At 62.4% G+C, this 15,305-nt stretch carries 16 protein-coding genes; 3 read left to right on the top strand and 13 right to left on the bottom strand.

The genetic code is table 11. The features are described 5' to 3' along the window. Complete coding sequence (locus tag E4656_RS05050) at window positions 1–612, top strand: alpha/beta hydrolase (protein WP_135481718.1); 612 nt, start codon at window positions 1–3, stop codon at window positions 610–612. 20 nt (window positions 613–632) lie between these two features. Continuing rightward, window positions 633–1,145, top strand: coding sequence for a VOC family protein (locus E4656_RS05045; RefSeq protein WP_135481717.1), 513 nt, complete (start codon window positions 633–635; stop codon window positions 1,143–1,145). Between the two features lie 18 nt (window positions 1,146–1,163). Here the strand turns inward: E4656_RS05045 and E4656_RS05040 are convergent, their stop codons facing one another. After that, window positions 1,164–2,813: a GGDEF domain-containing protein gene (locus E4656_RS05040; protein ID WP_167855941.1), complete on the bottom strand. Its 1,650-nt coding sequence runs from the start codon at window positions 2,811–2,813 to the stop codon at window positions 1,164–1,166. 288 nt (window positions 2,814–3,101) lie between these two features. On the opposite strand from E4656_RS05040, the gene E4656_RS05035 reads away from it, so the two are divergent. Continuing rightward, window positions 3,102–4,109 (top strand): sensor domain-containing diguanylate cyclase, encoded by a 1,008-nt coding sequence (locus E4656_RS05035; protein ID WP_135481715.1) that lies wholly within the window; start codon window positions 3,102–3,104, stop codon window positions 4,107–4,109. 27 nt (window positions 4,110–4,136) lie between these two features. Here the strand turns inward: E4656_RS05035 and E4656_RS05030 are convergent, their stop codons facing one another. From E4656_RS05030 to E4656_RS04975, 12 genes are all read right to left on the bottom strand, one after another. Continuing rightward, window positions 4,137–5,366 (bottom strand): quaternary amine ABC transporter ATP-binding protein, encoded by a 1,230-nt coding sequence (locus tag E4656_RS05030; protein ID WP_135481714.1) that lies wholly within the window; start codon window positions 5,364–5,366, stop codon window positions 4,137–4,139. Further along, entirely contained in the window at window positions 5,363–6,250 is an 888-nt protein-coding gene (locus E4656_RS05025) for an ABC transporter permease (RefSeq protein WP_135481713.1), read from the bottom strand. Before E4656_RS05025 ends, E4656_RS05030 begins: the two co-directional genes overlap by 4 nt. Before the next feature lie 106 nt (window positions 6,251–6,356). Continuing rightward, entirely contained in the window at window positions 6,357–7,358 is a 1,002-nt protein-coding gene (locus E4656_RS05020) for an ABC transporter substrate-binding protein (RefSeq protein WP_205849127.1), read from the bottom strand. An 80-nt stretch (window positions 7,359–7,438) separates the two neighbouring features. After that, window positions 7,439–9,091, bottom strand: a complete 1,653-nt coding sequence (locus E4656_RS05015) for a proton-conducting transporter transmembrane domain-containing protein (RefSeq protein ID WP_240753908.1) — start codon at window positions 9,089–9,091, stop codon at window positions 7,439–7,441. Further along, window positions 9,091–10,602, bottom strand: coding sequence for a proton-conducting transporter transmembrane domain-containing protein (locus E4656_RS05010; RefSeq protein ID WP_135481710.1), 1,512 nt, complete (start codon window positions 10,600–10,602; stop codon window positions 9,091–9,093). Before E4656_RS05010 ends, E4656_RS05015 begins: the two co-directional genes overlap by 1 nt. Beyond that, entirely contained in the window at window positions 10,599–12,023 is a 1,425-nt protein-coding gene (locus E4656_RS05005; protein ID WP_135481708.1) for a complex I subunit 5 family protein, read from the bottom strand. The genes E4656_RS05010 and E4656_RS05005 overlap by 4 nt, the downstream gene beginning before the upstream one ends. Further along, window positions 12,020–12,301, bottom strand: a complete 282-nt coding sequence (locus E4656_RS05000; protein ID WP_135481706.1) for an NADH-quinone oxidoreductase subunit K — start codon at window positions 12,299–12,301, stop codon at window positions 12,020–12,022. Before E4656_RS05000 ends, E4656_RS05005 begins: the two co-directional genes overlap by 4 nt. Continuing rightward, window positions 12,301–13,227, bottom strand: coding sequence for a hydrogenase subunit MbhD domain-containing protein (locus E4656_RS04995; protein WP_205849096.1), 927 nt, complete (start codon window positions 13,225–13,227; stop codon window positions 12,301–12,303). Before E4656_RS04995 ends, E4656_RS05000 begins: the two co-directional genes overlap by 1 nt. Continuing rightward, window positions 13,217–13,531, bottom strand: coding sequence for a monovalent cation/H(+) antiporter subunit G (locus E4656_RS04990; RefSeq protein WP_205849095.1), 315 nt, complete (start codon window positions 13,529–13,531; stop codon window positions 13,217–13,219). The genes E4656_RS04995 and E4656_RS04990 overlap by 11 nt, the downstream gene beginning before the upstream one ends. Beyond that, entirely contained in the window at window positions 13,528–13,818 is a 291-nt protein-coding gene (locus E4656_RS04985) for an MrpF/PhaF family protein (protein WP_135481704.1), read from the bottom strand. Before E4656_RS04985 ends, E4656_RS04990 begins: the two co-directional genes overlap by 4 nt. Beyond that, a complete protein-coding gene (locus E4656_RS04980) occupies window positions 13,815–14,363 on the bottom strand; it encodes a Na+/H+ antiporter subunit E (protein ID WP_135481702.1) in 549 nt (182 codons plus the stop codon). Before E4656_RS04980 ends, E4656_RS04985 begins: the two co-directional genes overlap by 4 nt. 10 nt (window positions 14,364–14,373) lie before the next feature. After that, a complete protein-coding gene (locus tag E4656_RS04975) occupies window positions 14,374–15,252 on the bottom strand; it encodes a zinc metalloprotease HtpX (protein ID WP_135481700.1) in 879 nt (292 codons plus the stop codon). Window positions 15,253–15,305 lie beyond the last annotated feature (53 nt).

Genomic DNA, 15,305 nt, shown 5'->3' with positions numbered 1-15,305 from the left:
ATGGGAGACTATCAGTATCGGGAACATCAGGCGCCGGCGGGGGCACCGCTGGTGTTCATGTTTCATGGTACCGGCGGCGACGAGAACCAGTTTTTCGACCTGGCGCGTGAGCAGTTGCCCGAGGCTCACCTGATTGCCGTGCGCGGGGACGTGTCGGAGCATGGTTCGCTGCGCTATTTCAGGCGTCAGGCCGAGGGCGTCTACGATATGGAAGATCTGGCCCGGCGGGCTGTCCGGCTGGCGCAATTTGTTCGGCAGCAGGTGGCACGTGTGGCGCCAACCGGGGTGGGAGCTTTCGGGTACTCCAACGGGGCCAATATTCTGGCCACCATGCTGTTCGAACAGCCTGACCTGGTCGATGCCGCAGCCCTGATGCACCCGTTGATTCCGTGGGCACCTGCGCCCCAGTCGCAATTGAAAGGCAAGCCGATTCTGCTCACGGCAGGTGAGCAGGACGGTATCTGTGACGCCGCAGAGACGCAGCGTCTGATGGACTATTTCAAGACACAGGGCAGTCGGATCGAAGTGCTTTGGCACCCGGGTGGACATGAGATCGCAGAGCAAGAACGCCTGGCGCTGGCGCCTTTTTTTGCTCGTGGCCTGCACCCATAACCAGATGAACAGGAGACACCATGACTGTGCACACTCATAACGCAAGTGGCCTCAAGGGCCTGCACCACAATGCTTATCGCTGCCGTGATTCCGAAGAAACTCGCAAGTTCTACGAGGACTTCCTGGGCCTGCCCCTGACGGTCACTCTGGAACTGGGTGAAACCAAGACCGGCCGCAGCTGTCAGCATCTGCATACCTTCTACCAGTTGGATGACGGCAGTTTCCTGGCGTTCTTCGAAGCCCCGGACATGCCGTTTGAGTTTCGGGACTGGCATGACTTCGACCTGCATATCGCGATCGAAGTCGACCGCGATCACATGATGGCAATGAAGAAGAAGGGTGAAGATCTGGGCATGGAGGTTCGGGGGGTATCCGATCACGACTTCATAGAGTCGATCTACTTCCGCGACCCCAATGGTTATGTGATCGAGCTGACTGCACCGACCGAAACGCATGCGCAGGAAACGGACCCCACGCAGAATGGTGCCCGCGAGAAGCTGCAGCGCTGGCAGCAGCAGAAACTGTCGGCCTGAACCTCCGTCTGTCGGTACTCAGCACCGGACCTGATCACGACCGCCCTGCTTGGCCTGGTACAGGCAGCGATCGGCGCGGTTGATCAGGTCTTCGACGGTGCTGTCGTCGGGTTGCAGTTCGGCGATACCGATACTGACCGTGTAGTGCAGGCTGCCATCGTCCAGATGAACCCTGTGCTGACGGCAGGCCTGCATAATGCGCTCGGCAATCTGGCGGGCCTCCTGCAGCGGTGTATTGTTCAGGACGATAGCGAATTCCTCACCCCCGAAGCGGCTGATATGGTCGCTGCCGCGAATCTCCTGTGACGCCACGTGTGCAATGTCGCGCAGTACCCTGTCTCCGAGCAGATGTCCGTGGCTGTCGTTGATGGCCTTGAAATGATCGACGTCCATCATGATCAGCGACAGGGGCAGCCCCTGATCTCTGGCCTCTGCCAGAGCGGTATGAATCTGATGGTGAAACTGGTGCCTGTTGTCCAGGCCGGTCAGGGCGTCCTTCTCGGCCTGCACCCGCAACGAGTCCTCCGCTTCCCGGCGTCGTGCGATCTCCAGTTGCAGGCGCCGGTTCTTTGCATGCAGCCAACTGCTCAGCCCCAATACCAGAAACAGCACGACAGCCAGGCTGCCGAACAGGGGTATCAGATCGCGCAACCGGGTGCCCGGTAACTCGGGCTGATAGAGGAACCGCTCCAGGTCGTATCGGGTGATCAGCCCCAGGTCCTGATGGACAGTCGCAATCTGATCCCAGCGCTGGCGGTTGATATAACCCATCTCGATCAGGTCGGGTTGGATATAGTCATGCATGGCTGCTGCTTCCTGTAAAAGGAAGGTGCGGTCATGGTGCTCGCTGCGTGTCGGATAATGCTCCAGCAGATAGTCCGTGACCGATTCCGGACTGGCCATGGCATAACGCCAGCCACTCAGGCTGGCCGCCTTGAAATCCTCTGCCAGTCCCGATTGCTCGCGCAGTACCGCCTCCGAGGTGAACAGGGTGCCACCGTAGAAGTCGACGCCATAATCCCGCGGCGAGATCACCACCGGGGTTTCACCCATCTGCCTGAGTATATGAGGGGTGTCGGTAGTGAACCCCGGAATCAGTTCCGTACGACCCTCTATCAGATCATCCAGTTGCCAGTGGCTCCGGTCGTTGTTGAGGCTGTCCGGTTCGATACCGGCCTGCCGCAGTGTCGCCAGAGTTTCGGCGCTGATGGTTTCACCGGGCTGGCCGGTGGGCAGCGTCAGAGCGACCGGGCGGTCACCAATGTCCTCCAGGCGGCTGAACCCATAGCGTTCCAGCGTCACGAAAATCAGTGGTGAGCGCTGAAAGATGTTGGCCAGTACCACCACCGGCAGGTCCTGAGCATGATGTATCAGCAGGTCCGTGCGCGCCACGCCAAACTCTGCCCGCCCGAACACCACTTCTTCAATGGGGTTTCGTGGCAGTTCACCCGGCACAAAGGATGGCACTATGGTGACATCCAGTCCGGCAGCATCATAGTAGCCCCGTTTCTCCGCAGCGTAGTACCCGGCGAACTGGAACTGGTGGTACCAGGGCAAAAGCAGCGTGACCTCAGTCCGCTCATCGGCCAGCGCCGAAACGCCGAGCAGCAGGGCCATGATCAGGCCGAGGGCTGGCCATTTTTTGTTCTTGTCAGGGTGCTGGTACAACCTGTGTACTCCTGTGGCCGGGGCAGCCCAGCATCCAGGCCAGGCTAGCACTGCTTGCAGCATAGTCGCAGCAGCGACTCCTATCCAGTCGGGAGTAGCATCATGGACGCTGGTCAGATGTACCTTTTTGCGGTTCTGTCGTTATCCTGAGGACAGTGGCTTGCAGGTACCTATCGAGATATTGGGCATTCGATATTGACCAGTGATAGACTCAAGTAAATGGAACACGGTTCGATATGAACAGCAGAACTCGCAAGTTCGAGCCCTAACAATAAGGAGTAGTCGCACTTGAACGGCCAGTATGCCACTCAACTATTGCAGCAGTTTCCGGATGTGACGGCAGACCGCCTGATGGATCTGTTCGGTGCTGTCTGGGCCTACTTCCCGGAGAGCATGTTCATGGTCCGCGAAGAGGTGGAGGGCGAATTCCGAGTCATTGCGCTGAATCCGGCACAAGCCAGGATTTTCGAGCGCACTGTAGCCGACATGAAAGGCGAGTGGCTGTCGAACCTGTTGCCTGCCGATACCTATGCGGTGATCAGAAAACACTACCAGCAATGCCTGGCAGCCCGTGAACCGGTGCGGTATGAGGAACAGGTGGACTACGAGGATGCCGCCGGAGAACGACAGTCTGGCGTCTGGTCTACGCTGCTGGTGCCGCTGCGGGACCAGGAAGGCCGGTTCAGCATACTGTTTGGCATATCCCAGAATATTACCAACCTCTATGAAGCCCAGTGGGCCCTGGAACGCCAGAATCAGGAACTGGAACGCCGCGTTGCCGCGCGTACCGAAGAACTGGAAGCCACCAACAGGCGCCTGGCCGAAGCGGCTACCCAGGACCCTCTGACCCTGGTCTACAACCGGCGTAAACTCAATGAACTGGGCCAGGCCGAATTTGAACGGGCTCGTCGGCATCAGACCGCCCTCAGTGTTATCATGCTGGATGTTGATGAGTTCAAGGCCTTCAATGAGAACCACGGTCATCATTTTGGTGATCAGGTTCTGGTTGGGCTGATAAAGGATCTGCGGTCCGTGCTCCGCAAAAGCGATATTCTGGCTCGTTTCGGTGGTGATGAGTTTGTCGCCCTGTTGCCACACACCACAGAGACAAACGCTTATACAGTAGCGGAGAAGATGCGCGCTGCCGTTGAACAGGCCGGGCAGTGCTCAATCAGCCTCGGGCTTACCGAACTGCGCGTCAATGACGCCAGCATGGCAGTCGCACTGGAACGGGCCGATGGCGCCCTGCGAGCGGCCAAACAACAGGGGCGCAACTGCCTGCTGATTGCCACCTGACAGAAAGCCTTGAGCCGCCGCTGGTCTTCAGTGCTCCGGCGCGGCCTCCGGGTCCTGCTGCTGGCGCGACAGTATCCGGGATACTTCCCGCCTGGATACCTCGCCCTGCAGCTCACCCTGTTCGTCCACCACAGGCAGGGCATACTCTGTATTCAATGTTTTCGGCAATACCTCTTCCAGGGCCACCTTGCCGCTGATGCCGGGTACAGATTCCAGCAACTGGTCGAGCGGTGTCTGGTCGCCCCCGGACTGCTGTGCTGCCTCCAGCCGGTTTCTGTTGAGAATACCCTGATAGGCGCCGCTGTCTGACACCTGATAACCCCAGTCGCTCTTCAGGGTCCGCATCTGGGCCAGGGCTTCATCAATGGAGTGTGCAGTAATGCGATAGCGCGGTGGCTTCATGACCGCGTCCACGGTCAGCGCCCGAGCCCGATTGACATCCCGCACGAAGGACTCGACATAGTTGTCGGCAGGTTCCAGCAGAATATCCCGTGGCTCCCCGACTTGAACCAGCGCCCCGTCACGCAGAATGGCGATGCGGTCACCCAGGCGCAGGGCTTCATCCAGATCATGGGTGATGAAAATAATGGTTTTCTGCAGCCGGGCCTGCAGTTCGATCAGTTGATCCTGCATTTCGCTGCGGATCAGCGGGTCCAGCGCCGAAAAGGCTTCATCCATCAACAGGATGTCGGCATTGGTGCACAGTGCCCGGGCCAGCCCGACCCGCTGCTGCTGCCCACCTGACAACTGGCTTGGAAACTGTTCTTCGTAGCCATCCAGGCCCACATCCTTCAGCCAGCGGCGGGCTTCCTCTTCACGCTGCTGGCGCTTCACGCCCTGTACCCGCAGGCCGAAGGCGACATTGTCCTGCACATTGCGGTGGGGCAGCAGGCCAAAGCGCTGGAAGACCATCGACATCTTGTGTCGGCGGAATTCGCGCAGTTGTTTCGGAGGCAGCTTCATCACATCAGTGCCTTCAATCAGGATGCGCCCCTCTGTAGGGTCGATGAGCCGGTTGAAGTGCCTTATCAGAGTAGACTTGCCGGAGCCCGACAGTCCCATGATGACAAATATCTCGCCGCGCCGGATGTCGAGATTGATGTCGCGCAGACCCAGTGTATGGCCGGTAGCAGCCAGAATTTCGGTCTTGGATTCACCGGCATGGACGCGCGCCATGGTGGTTTTCGCTTTTGCTCCGAACAGCTTGTACAGACCCTCTACGCGAATCTGTACGTCGGCTCTTGATGACTCGCTCATGAATCCCGTACTCCCATGTGCCGCTGGGCGCGACGAGCATAGGCCTGTGACACCCGGTCAAAGATGATGGCCAGTACCACGATGGCCAGGCCATTGAGCAGCCCCAGCGTGAAATACTGGTTGGTGATGGAGCGCAACACCGGCTGGCCCAGCCCCTGCACACCGATCATGGAGGCGATCACCACCATGGCCAGGGCCATCATGATGGTCTGATTGATGCCGGCCATTATGTTGGGCATCGCCAAAGGCAACTGAACGCCCAGCAGGCGCTGCAGTGGCGACACGCCATAGGCCGTTGCGGCTTCCAGCACCTCCTTGTCGACGAGGCGGATACCCAGGTTGGTCAGGCGGATCACCGGTGGAATGGCATAGATCACCACGGCGATGACACCGGGTATGCGGCCGATGCCGAGCAGCATGACCACGGGAATCAGATACACGAAGGCCGGCATGGTCTGCATGACATCCAGCACCGGCGTAATGACGGATCGGGCACGATCGGAAGCAGCCATCAAGATGCCGATGGGAATGCCCATGGCGATGGCCAGCAGCGTGCAGACCATGATGATGCTCATGGTCCGCATGGTGTCTTCCCACATGCCGAACCAGCCGATCAGCATCAGTGCGACCACGACCCCCAGAGACAGCTTCCAGGACCGGCTGGCCGCATAGACCAGCGCCGTGATGACCCCCAGCACCAGCCACCAGGGCGTGGTCAGCAGCAGGCGCTCGAAGCCGATCAGAAATTGCAACAGCGGATTGAAAAAGGCCTCGATCGAATCCCCGTACTGGCGAGAAAACGTGCGGTAGGCTCCGTCCAGAGTCTGCCGCAGCGTCAGCATGTCGGCGCGGCTCATCTGAGGCATTTCGGTCAGCCAGGACATGTCGGCAGTCTCCGTAGCAATTGATGTCAGGGCCGTGCACCCAAAAAAAGAGGCAGCCGGATACCGGATACCTCAGTTCTGCTCGGTGTTGCCCAGCCGGTGGGTGTCAGAGTCCCAGTGCTGCTGCCACGCGGTCGGCGGCTTCATCGTCCAGCCAGCTGCGCCACATGTCTTCATACGAGAGCAGGAAGTACTCCATCGCAAACTCGCCGTCAGCCTGATTTTCGTCCATCCAGGCCAGCATCTCGTTCATTTCGTCATTGGTGAATGAACGGCTTTCCAGGTAGGCATAGGCTGCGGGGGCCCGCTCGGCGAAGTCGTTGGTGGTGACCGTCTGCACCGGAGAGCTTGGCCACATGGTCGGGCGAGGGTCGGCACAGTCCTCCTGCGAGGTGCAGTTCAGATAGTGCTCCTCATCCACACCGGTACCCAGATCGACCATGGTCATGTCATAACGTCCCAATACGGAAGTCGGCGACCAGTAGTAGCCGAACCAGGGCTCCTGACGCTCCACGGCACGGGCAATGGAGCCGGCCAGCGCAGCGCCTGAACCTGGATCCACCAGCGCGAAGCCTTCACTTTCCAGATCCAGGGCACGATAGTTGTTGGCCGCCGTGATCTGGCAGGTCCACCCCGCCGGGCAGCCATAGACGGCCGACAGCGACGGATCTTCCGGATGCGTGAACAGGTCCGCATTGGCGATAACACCTTCGATGGTGGCCAGCTCCGGGTTTTCCTCCACCATATAGGTGGGCACCCAGAAACCCTCTTCGCCGCCGTCACTCAGTGACAAGCCGGCGATACGCAGGCGACCTTCCTCGACCCCCCGGTCCAGGGCGTCCGGGAATGAATTGGTCCAGAGTTCGGGTGCGATATCGGGCTGTCCGCGTTCAATCATGGAGGTGCCGGTCGGAATGGTATCCCCGGCCACCAGCTCGGCGTCGCAGCCATAGGCGTGGGTCAGTATGAAGTGGTCGACATTAGCCAGCAGGGTCGCCGAATCCCAGTTCATGTCCGCGATCTGTACCCGACCACAGTCTTCCGAGGCCAAGGCCTGGCCCACGCTCAGCAGGCCGCCGGCGGCCAATGCAATGAGTGAAGTGCGCATAGTCATGTGAAAACTCTTCTTCTTTTGTTCAGGGTTCATTATTAGGTTAAGGCATTGTGCGGGGATGCGCGACTCGAAAATCAGATCAACAGCCAGAGAACGGCCAAAGCGATCACCCAGACCGATACTGATACCACATCCTCACCCAGTCGATTCCAGCGACGCTCCAGAGCGCGCAAGCGGACCGTTGTCGACATTTGCGCGGACAGACTCGGCGCATCGGCACTGAGAGGTCGGGTCTGCAGCCAGCGACGGGCCCACAGCGAGAATCGCAGGCCCGGCTGAGGCAGCCGCAGGTGTTGCCAATAGCGGTAGACCCGGAAACGAATCACCACTGCCATCAGCAGTGTGGCCAGCAGCAGCGGCCACAGCAGGGCCCAGCTGGCATAGATACTCAGGCTGTTCAGCATGGCCTGGCGCAGCTCGGGCCACAGCCACGGCAGCAGCACCGGGGCGATGCAGAGCAGGCCCCAACTGAGCCAGACCGGGAGCCGTGGTGCAGTCGGTCTGGTTGCGGGCTGGCTGTGCCACATCAGCCACAGGGCCCGGCTGACCAGCAGCAGGGTGCTGGCAGAGCCCAGCGTCAGCACCCCGATCAACTGCGCCATGCCGGCCTGTTCCACCTGATCCTTGAGCAGGGTCTTGACCGCGCCGCCCGAAGTCAGCGGCAAACCAGCCAGCGCCAGCGCTGGCAAGGCCATCAGAGCCCAGCCCCAGCGTGGCAGACGCTGTTCATGTACCAGTCCGGCACCGAGGAACAACGCACCCTTGGCGAGGCCATGATGCACCACATAGAGCATCAGCAGCAGGCCGGCCAGAGCCGGAGTGTCGGCGGTCAGCACCAGGGTCAGCACAAACAGCAGGTAGCCCACCTGGCTGACCGACGAATAGGCCAGTACTGTTTTGTCCCGGCGCTGCAGCAGACCGACCACAACACCGAAAAACGCACTGATCAGGCCGATGCCCGCCAGCAGCGGCAGCCAGCCACCGATCAACTCCGATGATTCGGGCAGAAAGCGCGACAGGCCCAGTATGCCAGCCTTGATCATGGCACCGGAGAGTACTGCACTGGCCGCCGGTGGTGCTGCCGGGTGAGCGGCGGGCAGCCAGATATGCAACGGCCAGAAACCGGCCTTGAGGCCGAAGCCGAGCAACAGGCAGATCAGTGTGGCGGTGCCGATCGGTGTGCCTTGCCAGGCAGCCAGCTCCATGTCGCCACCGGCTTCGTGCACGCGCAGCATCAACCCCATGAACAGCAGCAGTTCACCCATGATCGCCAGTTGCAGATACAGCCGACCGGCGCGCCGGGCTTCGGTTTTGCCACTGTGTATCACCAGGCCGAAGGCCGACAGGCTCATCAGTGTGAAGCCGACATAGAAGCTGGCCCCGTCCTGGGCGATGAGCAGCAGCAGGTTGCCGCTCAGAGCCAGCAGCCAGAACAGCCAGAAGCGCCGTCGCCGCGAGTCGGCAGCCTGGTTCCAGACCGCAAACAGACCCGCCAGCAGCCAGAGCCCGGCAGTGAACACCAGCAGCGCCAGTGCGGTATCATCCGGCAGGCCCCAGCGGGCACCTGGCCACAGCCCCGGCAAGCGCAGGCTGTCGGGTTGCAGCAGGGCCAGTACCCCTGCCGGCAACGGTGCCAGCCAGATCCAGCGCGTCGCCCGCTGCCAGTACAGTGTTGGCAGGATCAGCAACAGGGGCGTCAGCGGAACGAGTAACCAGAGCCAGGCCATCACAGATCAAACTCCATATTCACGGTCAGTTGCGCCCAGTTAAGCGGGCTCAGTCCGGTGCCGGCCAGAATACCGATCAGCAGCGCGAGAAAGGCCGTGGTCAGCGCCGGCCACAGCAGCATCCAGTGGGTCTCCCCCAGCCCCGGCCGCCCTGTGCCGAGCTTTTCGTCGTGGGGCCAGTGGGTGGGGGCCGGGCCGAACCAGCCGCGATACAGCAGTGGCAGGAAATACAGCGCATTCAGTAGCCCGGAGCCAGCCAGCACCAGCAGCACCCAGTCCGCGCCCACCTCCAGAGCCCCCAGACCCAGATACCATTTGCTGATGAAACCTGCGACCGGCGGCACCCCGATCATGCCCAGAGCGCCGACGGTAAAGGCGGCCATGGTCAGGGGCATGCGGCGGCCGACCCCGTCGAGATCCCTGATCTTGTGAATGTGCAGAGTCTCGGCAAAATTGCCGGCACAGTAGAACAGTGTGACCTTCATCATGCCCTGATGCACCAGGTGCACCAACCCGCCCACGGCAGCAATGGGGCCCAGCAACGCGATGCCGAGCGTGATATAGGACACCTGACTGACCGTGGAGAAGGCCAGCCGCCTTTTCAGATCGGTCTGGAACAGGGCCCGGACCGACCCGTAGAGTATGGTGAAGGCGGCCAGCCAGAGTAATGGTGTGGCCAGATCCAGTTCGGTCATCAGGTTCACGCCGAATACATCGTAGATCACCCGCACCAGGCCAAAGGCCCCGGCCTTGACCACAGCGACCGCATGCAACAGGGCACTGACCGGAGCCGGCGCTACCATGGCGGTCGGCAGCCAGCCATGCAGCGGGAACAGCGCCGCCTTGACGCCGAAACCCGCAATCAGCAGGACAAAGGCCAGAGTCAGGGTGACCCGGTCGTCACCGAGGGTGGCCTGCAGATAGCCGCCCGGGATAAAGGCGGGGCTGCCCACCTGGGTATGCAGCAGTACGGCGCCCAGCAGGGCCAGTGTGCCGCCACCCAGGGTGTAGGCCAGATAGATGCGCCCCGCGCGCAGCGCTGCCGCCGTGCCCCGGTGCACCACCAGCGGAAAGGTGGCCAGGGTCAGCAGTTCATAGAACAGCACAAAGGTGACCAGATTGCCGGCCAGGGCCAGGCCGACAGTGGCACTGACACAGAGGCTGAAGTAACCGAAGAAGCGCGAGCGCAGTGGCGCCCCTTCCAGATAGCCGATGGCATAGATGGTGGTGGTCAGCCACAGCACGGCCGACAGGGTGACAAACTGCAGCGACAGCGCATCGCCCTTGAGCACCAGGTCGCCGTTGGGAATAAAGGGCACAGCAAACCGGAATTCCAGCCCGTTGGCCACGCCCCACAGCATCAGGCCGACCAGCAGTATCTTTACCACGGCACCGACCAGGTTCAGGGTGGTACGCAGGCGTACCTGATCTTCGCGCAGCGTGAAGATCAGCAGACCCGGTACCAGCGAACTGAGAACTACCAACAGTGGGAGCAGACTGGTCCAGATCATGGTGTGGCCCCCGTCAGCCAGGCGATCAGCGGCTGGCTGACCAGCGCCAGCCCCCAGACCACCAGTGCCGGCAGCATGGCCAGCCAGTGGGCGAAACGGTCGGGTTTGAAATCCGGGGGCACCGGGTCAGCCCGATCGAAGGCCAGCGCCACGACGCGAAATACATAGCCCGCGCTGATCAGGGTTCCCAGCAGAATACCGGCCACCCAGGGCCAGTGTTCGGACTGGCCCAGCATGGGCTCCAGCAGCATCCACTTGGCCAGAAAACCGCCGCTCGGGGGCAGGCCGATCAGGCTGCCCCCGGCGACGGCAAAGGCGAACATGGCCACCGGCATGGTTTCTGTAGTGCCACGCAGCGCCGAGACCCGCTTGCTGCCCAGCGTGGCCTGCAGTTCCCCGGCGGCCAGAAACATCGATGCCTTGGCCAGCCCGTGGGCCAGCACGAACAGCCACAGGGCCGCATCCAGCGCCGGCAACTGCCAGTGCATCAGCAGCCCCAGGGCCATCAGGGCATAGCCGAGCTGGGCCACGGTGGAATAGGCGACCAGACTTTTCAGCCAGGGTGTGCGCAGGGCCGACCAGCCGCCCAGCAGCAATGCCGCCACCCCGGCGATGGCCAGCAATGGGCCGGTTTCAATGGCCAGTTCAACCGGTGCAGCCTCCGACCACAGACGCCAGAGTATGAACAGGGGGCCCTTGACCACCAGTGCCGACAGCAGGGCGCTGACCGCTGTGGGCGCGCTGGCGTGCGCCTTTGGCAGCCACAGGTGCAGCGGCCACAGAGCCGCCTTCAGCATCAGACCCAGAGTCATCAGCCAGAAAGCCACCCGGGTACTCTGATCGGCCTCGGTCTGGGTTGCCAGCAGGGTAATATCCAGCACCCCGTAGCGACCATAGATCAGCGCCACGCCCAGCAGATAGACCAGCGACGCACCCAGTGACAGCAGCAGATAGTTCAGTGCAGGTCCATACGCCTTGCGGCCGGACAGGGCTACCAGCGCCACAGCGGCCAGACCGAGCAGTTCCAGGGTCACATACCAGTTGAACAGGTCACTGGACAGCCAGAGTGCATTCAGGCTGCCCTGCAGCAGGCAGGACAGGGGCCAATAGTCAGTATCCCGGGTGCGACAGTGGCGGCTGCGTGCGGCATAGACCGCTACCAGCAGATGGATCAGGGCCGTGAACACCAGCAGCAGTGCGGTGATGGGCTGCAGTTGAAACCGGATGGCCAGGGGTTCGGGCCAGTCACCCAGATGCAGGCTCTGGGGGCCACTGGTGGTGACCTCGACCAGCGCCCAGCAGGCGGCCGCCAGCGTGGCCAGGCTGGTCAGAATGACCAGCGGCCCGGAGCGACTGCGCAGCAGCAGCAGCCCCAGAGCGGTAAACAGGGGGATCAGCAATGCCGCCAGTGCTGCCGTCATTCCCTGTCCTCCTCGGACCGCTGGCCGGTCACGGCCAGGCGGAGCGCAAAGGCGGTGGCACTGATGGCCACCACCAGGCCGGTCACCACCAGTGCATGCATGACCGGATCCGGGTCCTCGGAGCGCCGCGCCAGAGCGACCATGACCATGAACACGCCGCTGCCCATGATGTTGACACTGATGATGCGCCGTATCGGCTGGTGCAGGCGAATCAGACCATGCAGACCCAGCACCCACAGGGCCACACCCAGAATCAGATAGAACAGCACCTGGGTCATCAGCCCCGCACCTCCCGGGTTTCCCCGATCACCAGCAGGGTCAGTGTGATGGCGATGGACAGCGTGGCGGCCACCTCGATCAGAATGATCAGCGGCCCGGCCCAGCCTTCGGGATAAGCCAGAAAACCGGCGCCGAGCCAGTGCGTGAACAGCCCCACCAGCAGAAAGAAGGCACAGCCACCGAGCACCAGCAGGCGTACCCAGGCATGATGCCAGCCCATGGCCGGCAGCAGGTCGGTCAGACGCAACAGGATAGCCCCGGCGGCCAGCAGGGCGCCGGCCTGAAATGCACCGCCGGGGTCGGAACTGCCGCGCCACAGCAGATAGCCCCCGATCAGAATGATCAGTGGTGCCAGCAAGCAGCTCCAACCCAGCAGCAGAGGCCAGGCTTCCGGTGCACGCGGCAGTGAAGGCAGCAACTGGCGCACCGCCATGAAGGCCAGCAACAGCACCAGCAACTCCAGCAGCGTATCCCAGGCCCGGAAGTTCAGCAGCACAGCGGTAACCGGATGCGCAACGCCGGCGGCGTCCAGATGCTGTTCCGCAGCCCTTACCACCGCAGAAGACTGCTCCGGCAGCGGCAGCACGGCCTGCAGCAGAATCCAGAAAATCAGCAGGCTCAGTACCACTGCCGGCCCGCTGCGCACGTACTGTCGGGCTCCGGAAAAAGCGGGTTCGGCACGTTGACTGACCGGTGTGCGACCGAGTGCGGCCAGCAACAGGGTGCCGGTCAGTCCTGCTCCGATGGCGGCTTCGGCCAGGGCCAGATCCGGCGCGCCCAGGCGAGCCCAGATCAGGGCCAGCAGCAGGCCGAAGGCAATGAACAGCACGATGCTCGCATACAGGCTGCGCACATAGAGTACGGCCACCGCCAGAGTCAGAATCAGCAGGGCCAGACTGCCGTCCAGCAACCACTCATGGATCATCGACAGGGGCCTCCGTTTCACGGGCATAGCGGGCCAGCATCTGACAGGCGGTGGCACCGGAGCCCATAACCAGCAACCAGACCAGCAGCAGAGTACCCAGCCTGTCCGGGCTGTCTGCCTGCAGGGCCAGTCCGGGCAGCAGCAGGCCCAGCCCCAGGGTGTCCGCCTTGGTCACGGCATGCAGTCGGCAGTAGATATCCGGAAACCGCAGCAGGCCTACCGTACCGGCTATAAAGAAGAAAGCACCGCAGAGCAGCAAAGACCAGCTCAGCAGCGTCAACACGAGATCCAGCCAGGCTGTCATCGACTCTGCTCTCCATCTGTGCTGTCGGTTGCGCGGGCGGCGCGGCGGCGCGGGCGCAGGTACTGCACCAGGGCGGCAGAAGCCACAGCGGCCAGCAGCGCCAGCACCAGAGCCGCATCGATCAGGGCCGGACTGTCGGTGGCGAAAGCCAGCACCAGCAGGAAGGCGGCCCCGGTGGTGCCGAACAGCTGCATGGCGAGCAGGCGGTCGGCGCTCGTCGGTCCGCGCAGAATGCGCCAGAGACCGGCCAGAATGGTCAGCAAGAGCACCGATGCCAGCAGGGTCATGACGCCTTGACTCCCAGCAGCCGCGCCAGTTCGTCTTCCAGCCGGCGGGCAGTCGATACCCAGTCCTGCTGCTGGTCCAGTACGTGCACCTGCAGTTCATGCGCCTGATAACGGGCCGACAGAGTGCCTGGGAGCAGCCCGATCAGGGCCGACATCAGCAGGCGCAGACGCGGATACAACGGGTCATCCCGGTAGCGCCGCTGCAACTCGTAGGTCGTCCAGGCCGGGTCAATGGGCAGGCTCGGTGACAGGGCGCGTCGGGCCACGTCCCAGCCGCCCTGCCAGAGAGTACGCAGATAGAAGGCAAAAAAACGGGGCAGGCGCAGCACCACCCGCGGGTCAGGAGCCGGCAGACGCAGCCAGTGCGCGGTGGCCGTGGCGGCCAGAATGACCGGCAGGCCCAGATACCAGCCGGAACCACCGGACAGCAGGGCCCAGACCAGCGCCGACAGCAGCCCCCAGTGAATGCCTGATTTCCAGTTGATGACGCCGCCGGACCGGTCTGCTCCAGCCGCGCTGTGCTTGGTGGAACGCTGACGCTGCATAGCCGCTAAACTAGACCAAATCACTGCGGGCGTAAAGTTCACGCAGGCGTGCGACCCGGTCCTCCGTAGGCGGATGGGTGCGCAGCCAATGCAGTCCGGTGCTGTGCTGCCGGGTCGGTTGCCGCCTGAACCAGAGCCACTGTTCCCAGAAGGGTTGGTTGTGCCGCTCCAGCTTCAGCAGTGCCGAAGCCAGGCCTTCCGGGTCTCCCGAGAGTTCCACTGCCCGCCGGTCCGCTTCGAACTCGTGGTTGCGTGACAGGGCCAGCTGTATCAACGCCGTGATCAGTGGTGCCCCGAGCAGCACCAGTATCGGCAGCAGGGGCGGCGCCTGGCCCTGCAGCAACCACCAGGGCAGGCCGAACAGCAGCAGGACCTGACCGATCAGACTCAGGATGCGGGTCAGGTGACCGACCAGACCGGCAAAGGCCATGGTGCGCAGATCGTCATTGGCAATGTGGCTCATCTCGTGCGCGATGACCGCAGTCAGCTCACGCTGATTGAGGGTGCGCAGCAACCCGGCCGACAGGGCAATGGCCGCGTTGTGTCCGGTACCGGCAGCAAAGGCATTGAGCAGGGGCGAGGGCAGATAATACAGCTGCGGTCCGGTGGGCAGATCTGCACGCTCGGTCAGTACGTTGACAGTGTGATAGAGATCCGGTGCCTCCCGGGGCCATAGCGGACGGGCCCGGTGCATCGAGAGCACCAGGTCGGGATGGGCCACCGGGTTGAACAGATACAGCAGTACAACCATGACGGTCGCCACCCAGGCCAGGGTGTCACCGCCAATCAGGCGCGCCAGGTAGGCCATCAGCAGGGCCATGACGAGCAACAGCAGCATGCCCTGCAGTTGATGCCGCAGCTTCCAGGACCGGAGTCGATGTGAGTTCATATGCTGAATATGTGGGCCGACTGTCAGCTTTCAATGACATTGTACAGCCTGAC

It is taken from the genome of Natronospirillum operosum (genome assembly GCF_004768465.1).
Classification (GTDB): Bacteria; Pseudomonadota; Gammaproteobacteria; order Pseudomonadales; family Natronospirillaceae; genus Natronospirillum; species Natronospirillum operosum.
The sequence above is the reverse complement of the archived record's forward strand: the minus strand, read 5'-3'. Positions and strand labels throughout refer to the sequence as shown.

Bases quoted from the DNA above. Each gene is read 5' to 3' on its own strand.
- E4656_RS05050 (WP_135481718.1), top strand. From the start codon at position 1: ATGGGAGACTATCAGTATCGGGAACATCAGGCGCCGGCGGGGGCACCG.
- E4656_RS05045 (WP_135481717.1), top strand. From the start codon at position 633: ATGACTGTGCACACTCATAACGCAAGTGGCCTCAAGGGCCTGCACCAC.
- E4656_RS05030 (WP_135481714.1), bottom strand. From the start codon at position 5,366: ATGAGCGAGTCATCAAGAGCCGACGTACAGATTCGCGTAGAGGGTCTG.
- E4656_RS05025 (WP_135481713.1), bottom strand. From the start codon at position 6,250: ATGTCCTGGCTGACCGAAATGCCTCAGATGAGCCGCGCCGACATGCTG.
- E4656_RS05020 (WP_205849127.1), bottom strand. From the start codon at position 7,358: ATGCGCACTTCACTCATTGCATTGGCCGCCGGCGGCCTGCTGAGCGTG.
- E4656_RS05015 (WP_240753908.1), bottom strand. From the start codon at position 9,091: ATGGCCTGGCTCTGGTTACTCGTTCCGCTGACGCCCCTGTTGCTGATC.
- E4656_RS05010 (WP_135481710.1), bottom strand. From the start codon at position 10,602: ATGATCTGGACCAGTCTGCTCCCACTGTTGGTAGTTCTCAGTTCGCTG.
- E4656_RS05005 (WP_135481708.1), bottom strand. From the start codon at position 12,023: ATGACGGCAGCACTGGCGGCATTGCTGATCCCCCTGTTTACCGCTCTG.
- E4656_RS05000 (WP_135481706.1), bottom strand. From the start codon at position 12,301: ATGACCCAGGTGCTGTTCTATCTGATTCTGGGTGTGGCCCTGTGGGTG.
- E4656_RS04995 (WP_205849096.1), bottom strand. From the start codon at position 13,227: ATGATCCATGAGTGGTTGCTGGACGGCAGTCTGGCCCTGCTGATTCTG.
- E4656_RS04990 (WP_205849095.1), bottom strand. From the start codon at position 13,531: ATGACAGCCTGGCTGGATCTCGTGTTGACGCTGCTGAGCTGGTCTTTG.
- E4656_RS04985 (WP_135481704.1), bottom strand. From the start codon at position 13,818: ATGACCCTGCTGGCATCGGTGCTCTTGCTGACCATTCTGGCCGGTCTC.
- E4656_RS04980 (WP_135481702.1), bottom strand. From the start codon at position 14,363: ATGCAGCGTCAGCGTTCCACCAAGCACAGCGCGGCTGGAGCAGACCGG.
- E4656_RS04975 (WP_135481700.1), bottom strand. From the start codon at position 15,252: ATGAACTCACATCGACTCCGGTCCTGGAAGCTGCGGCATCAACTGCAG.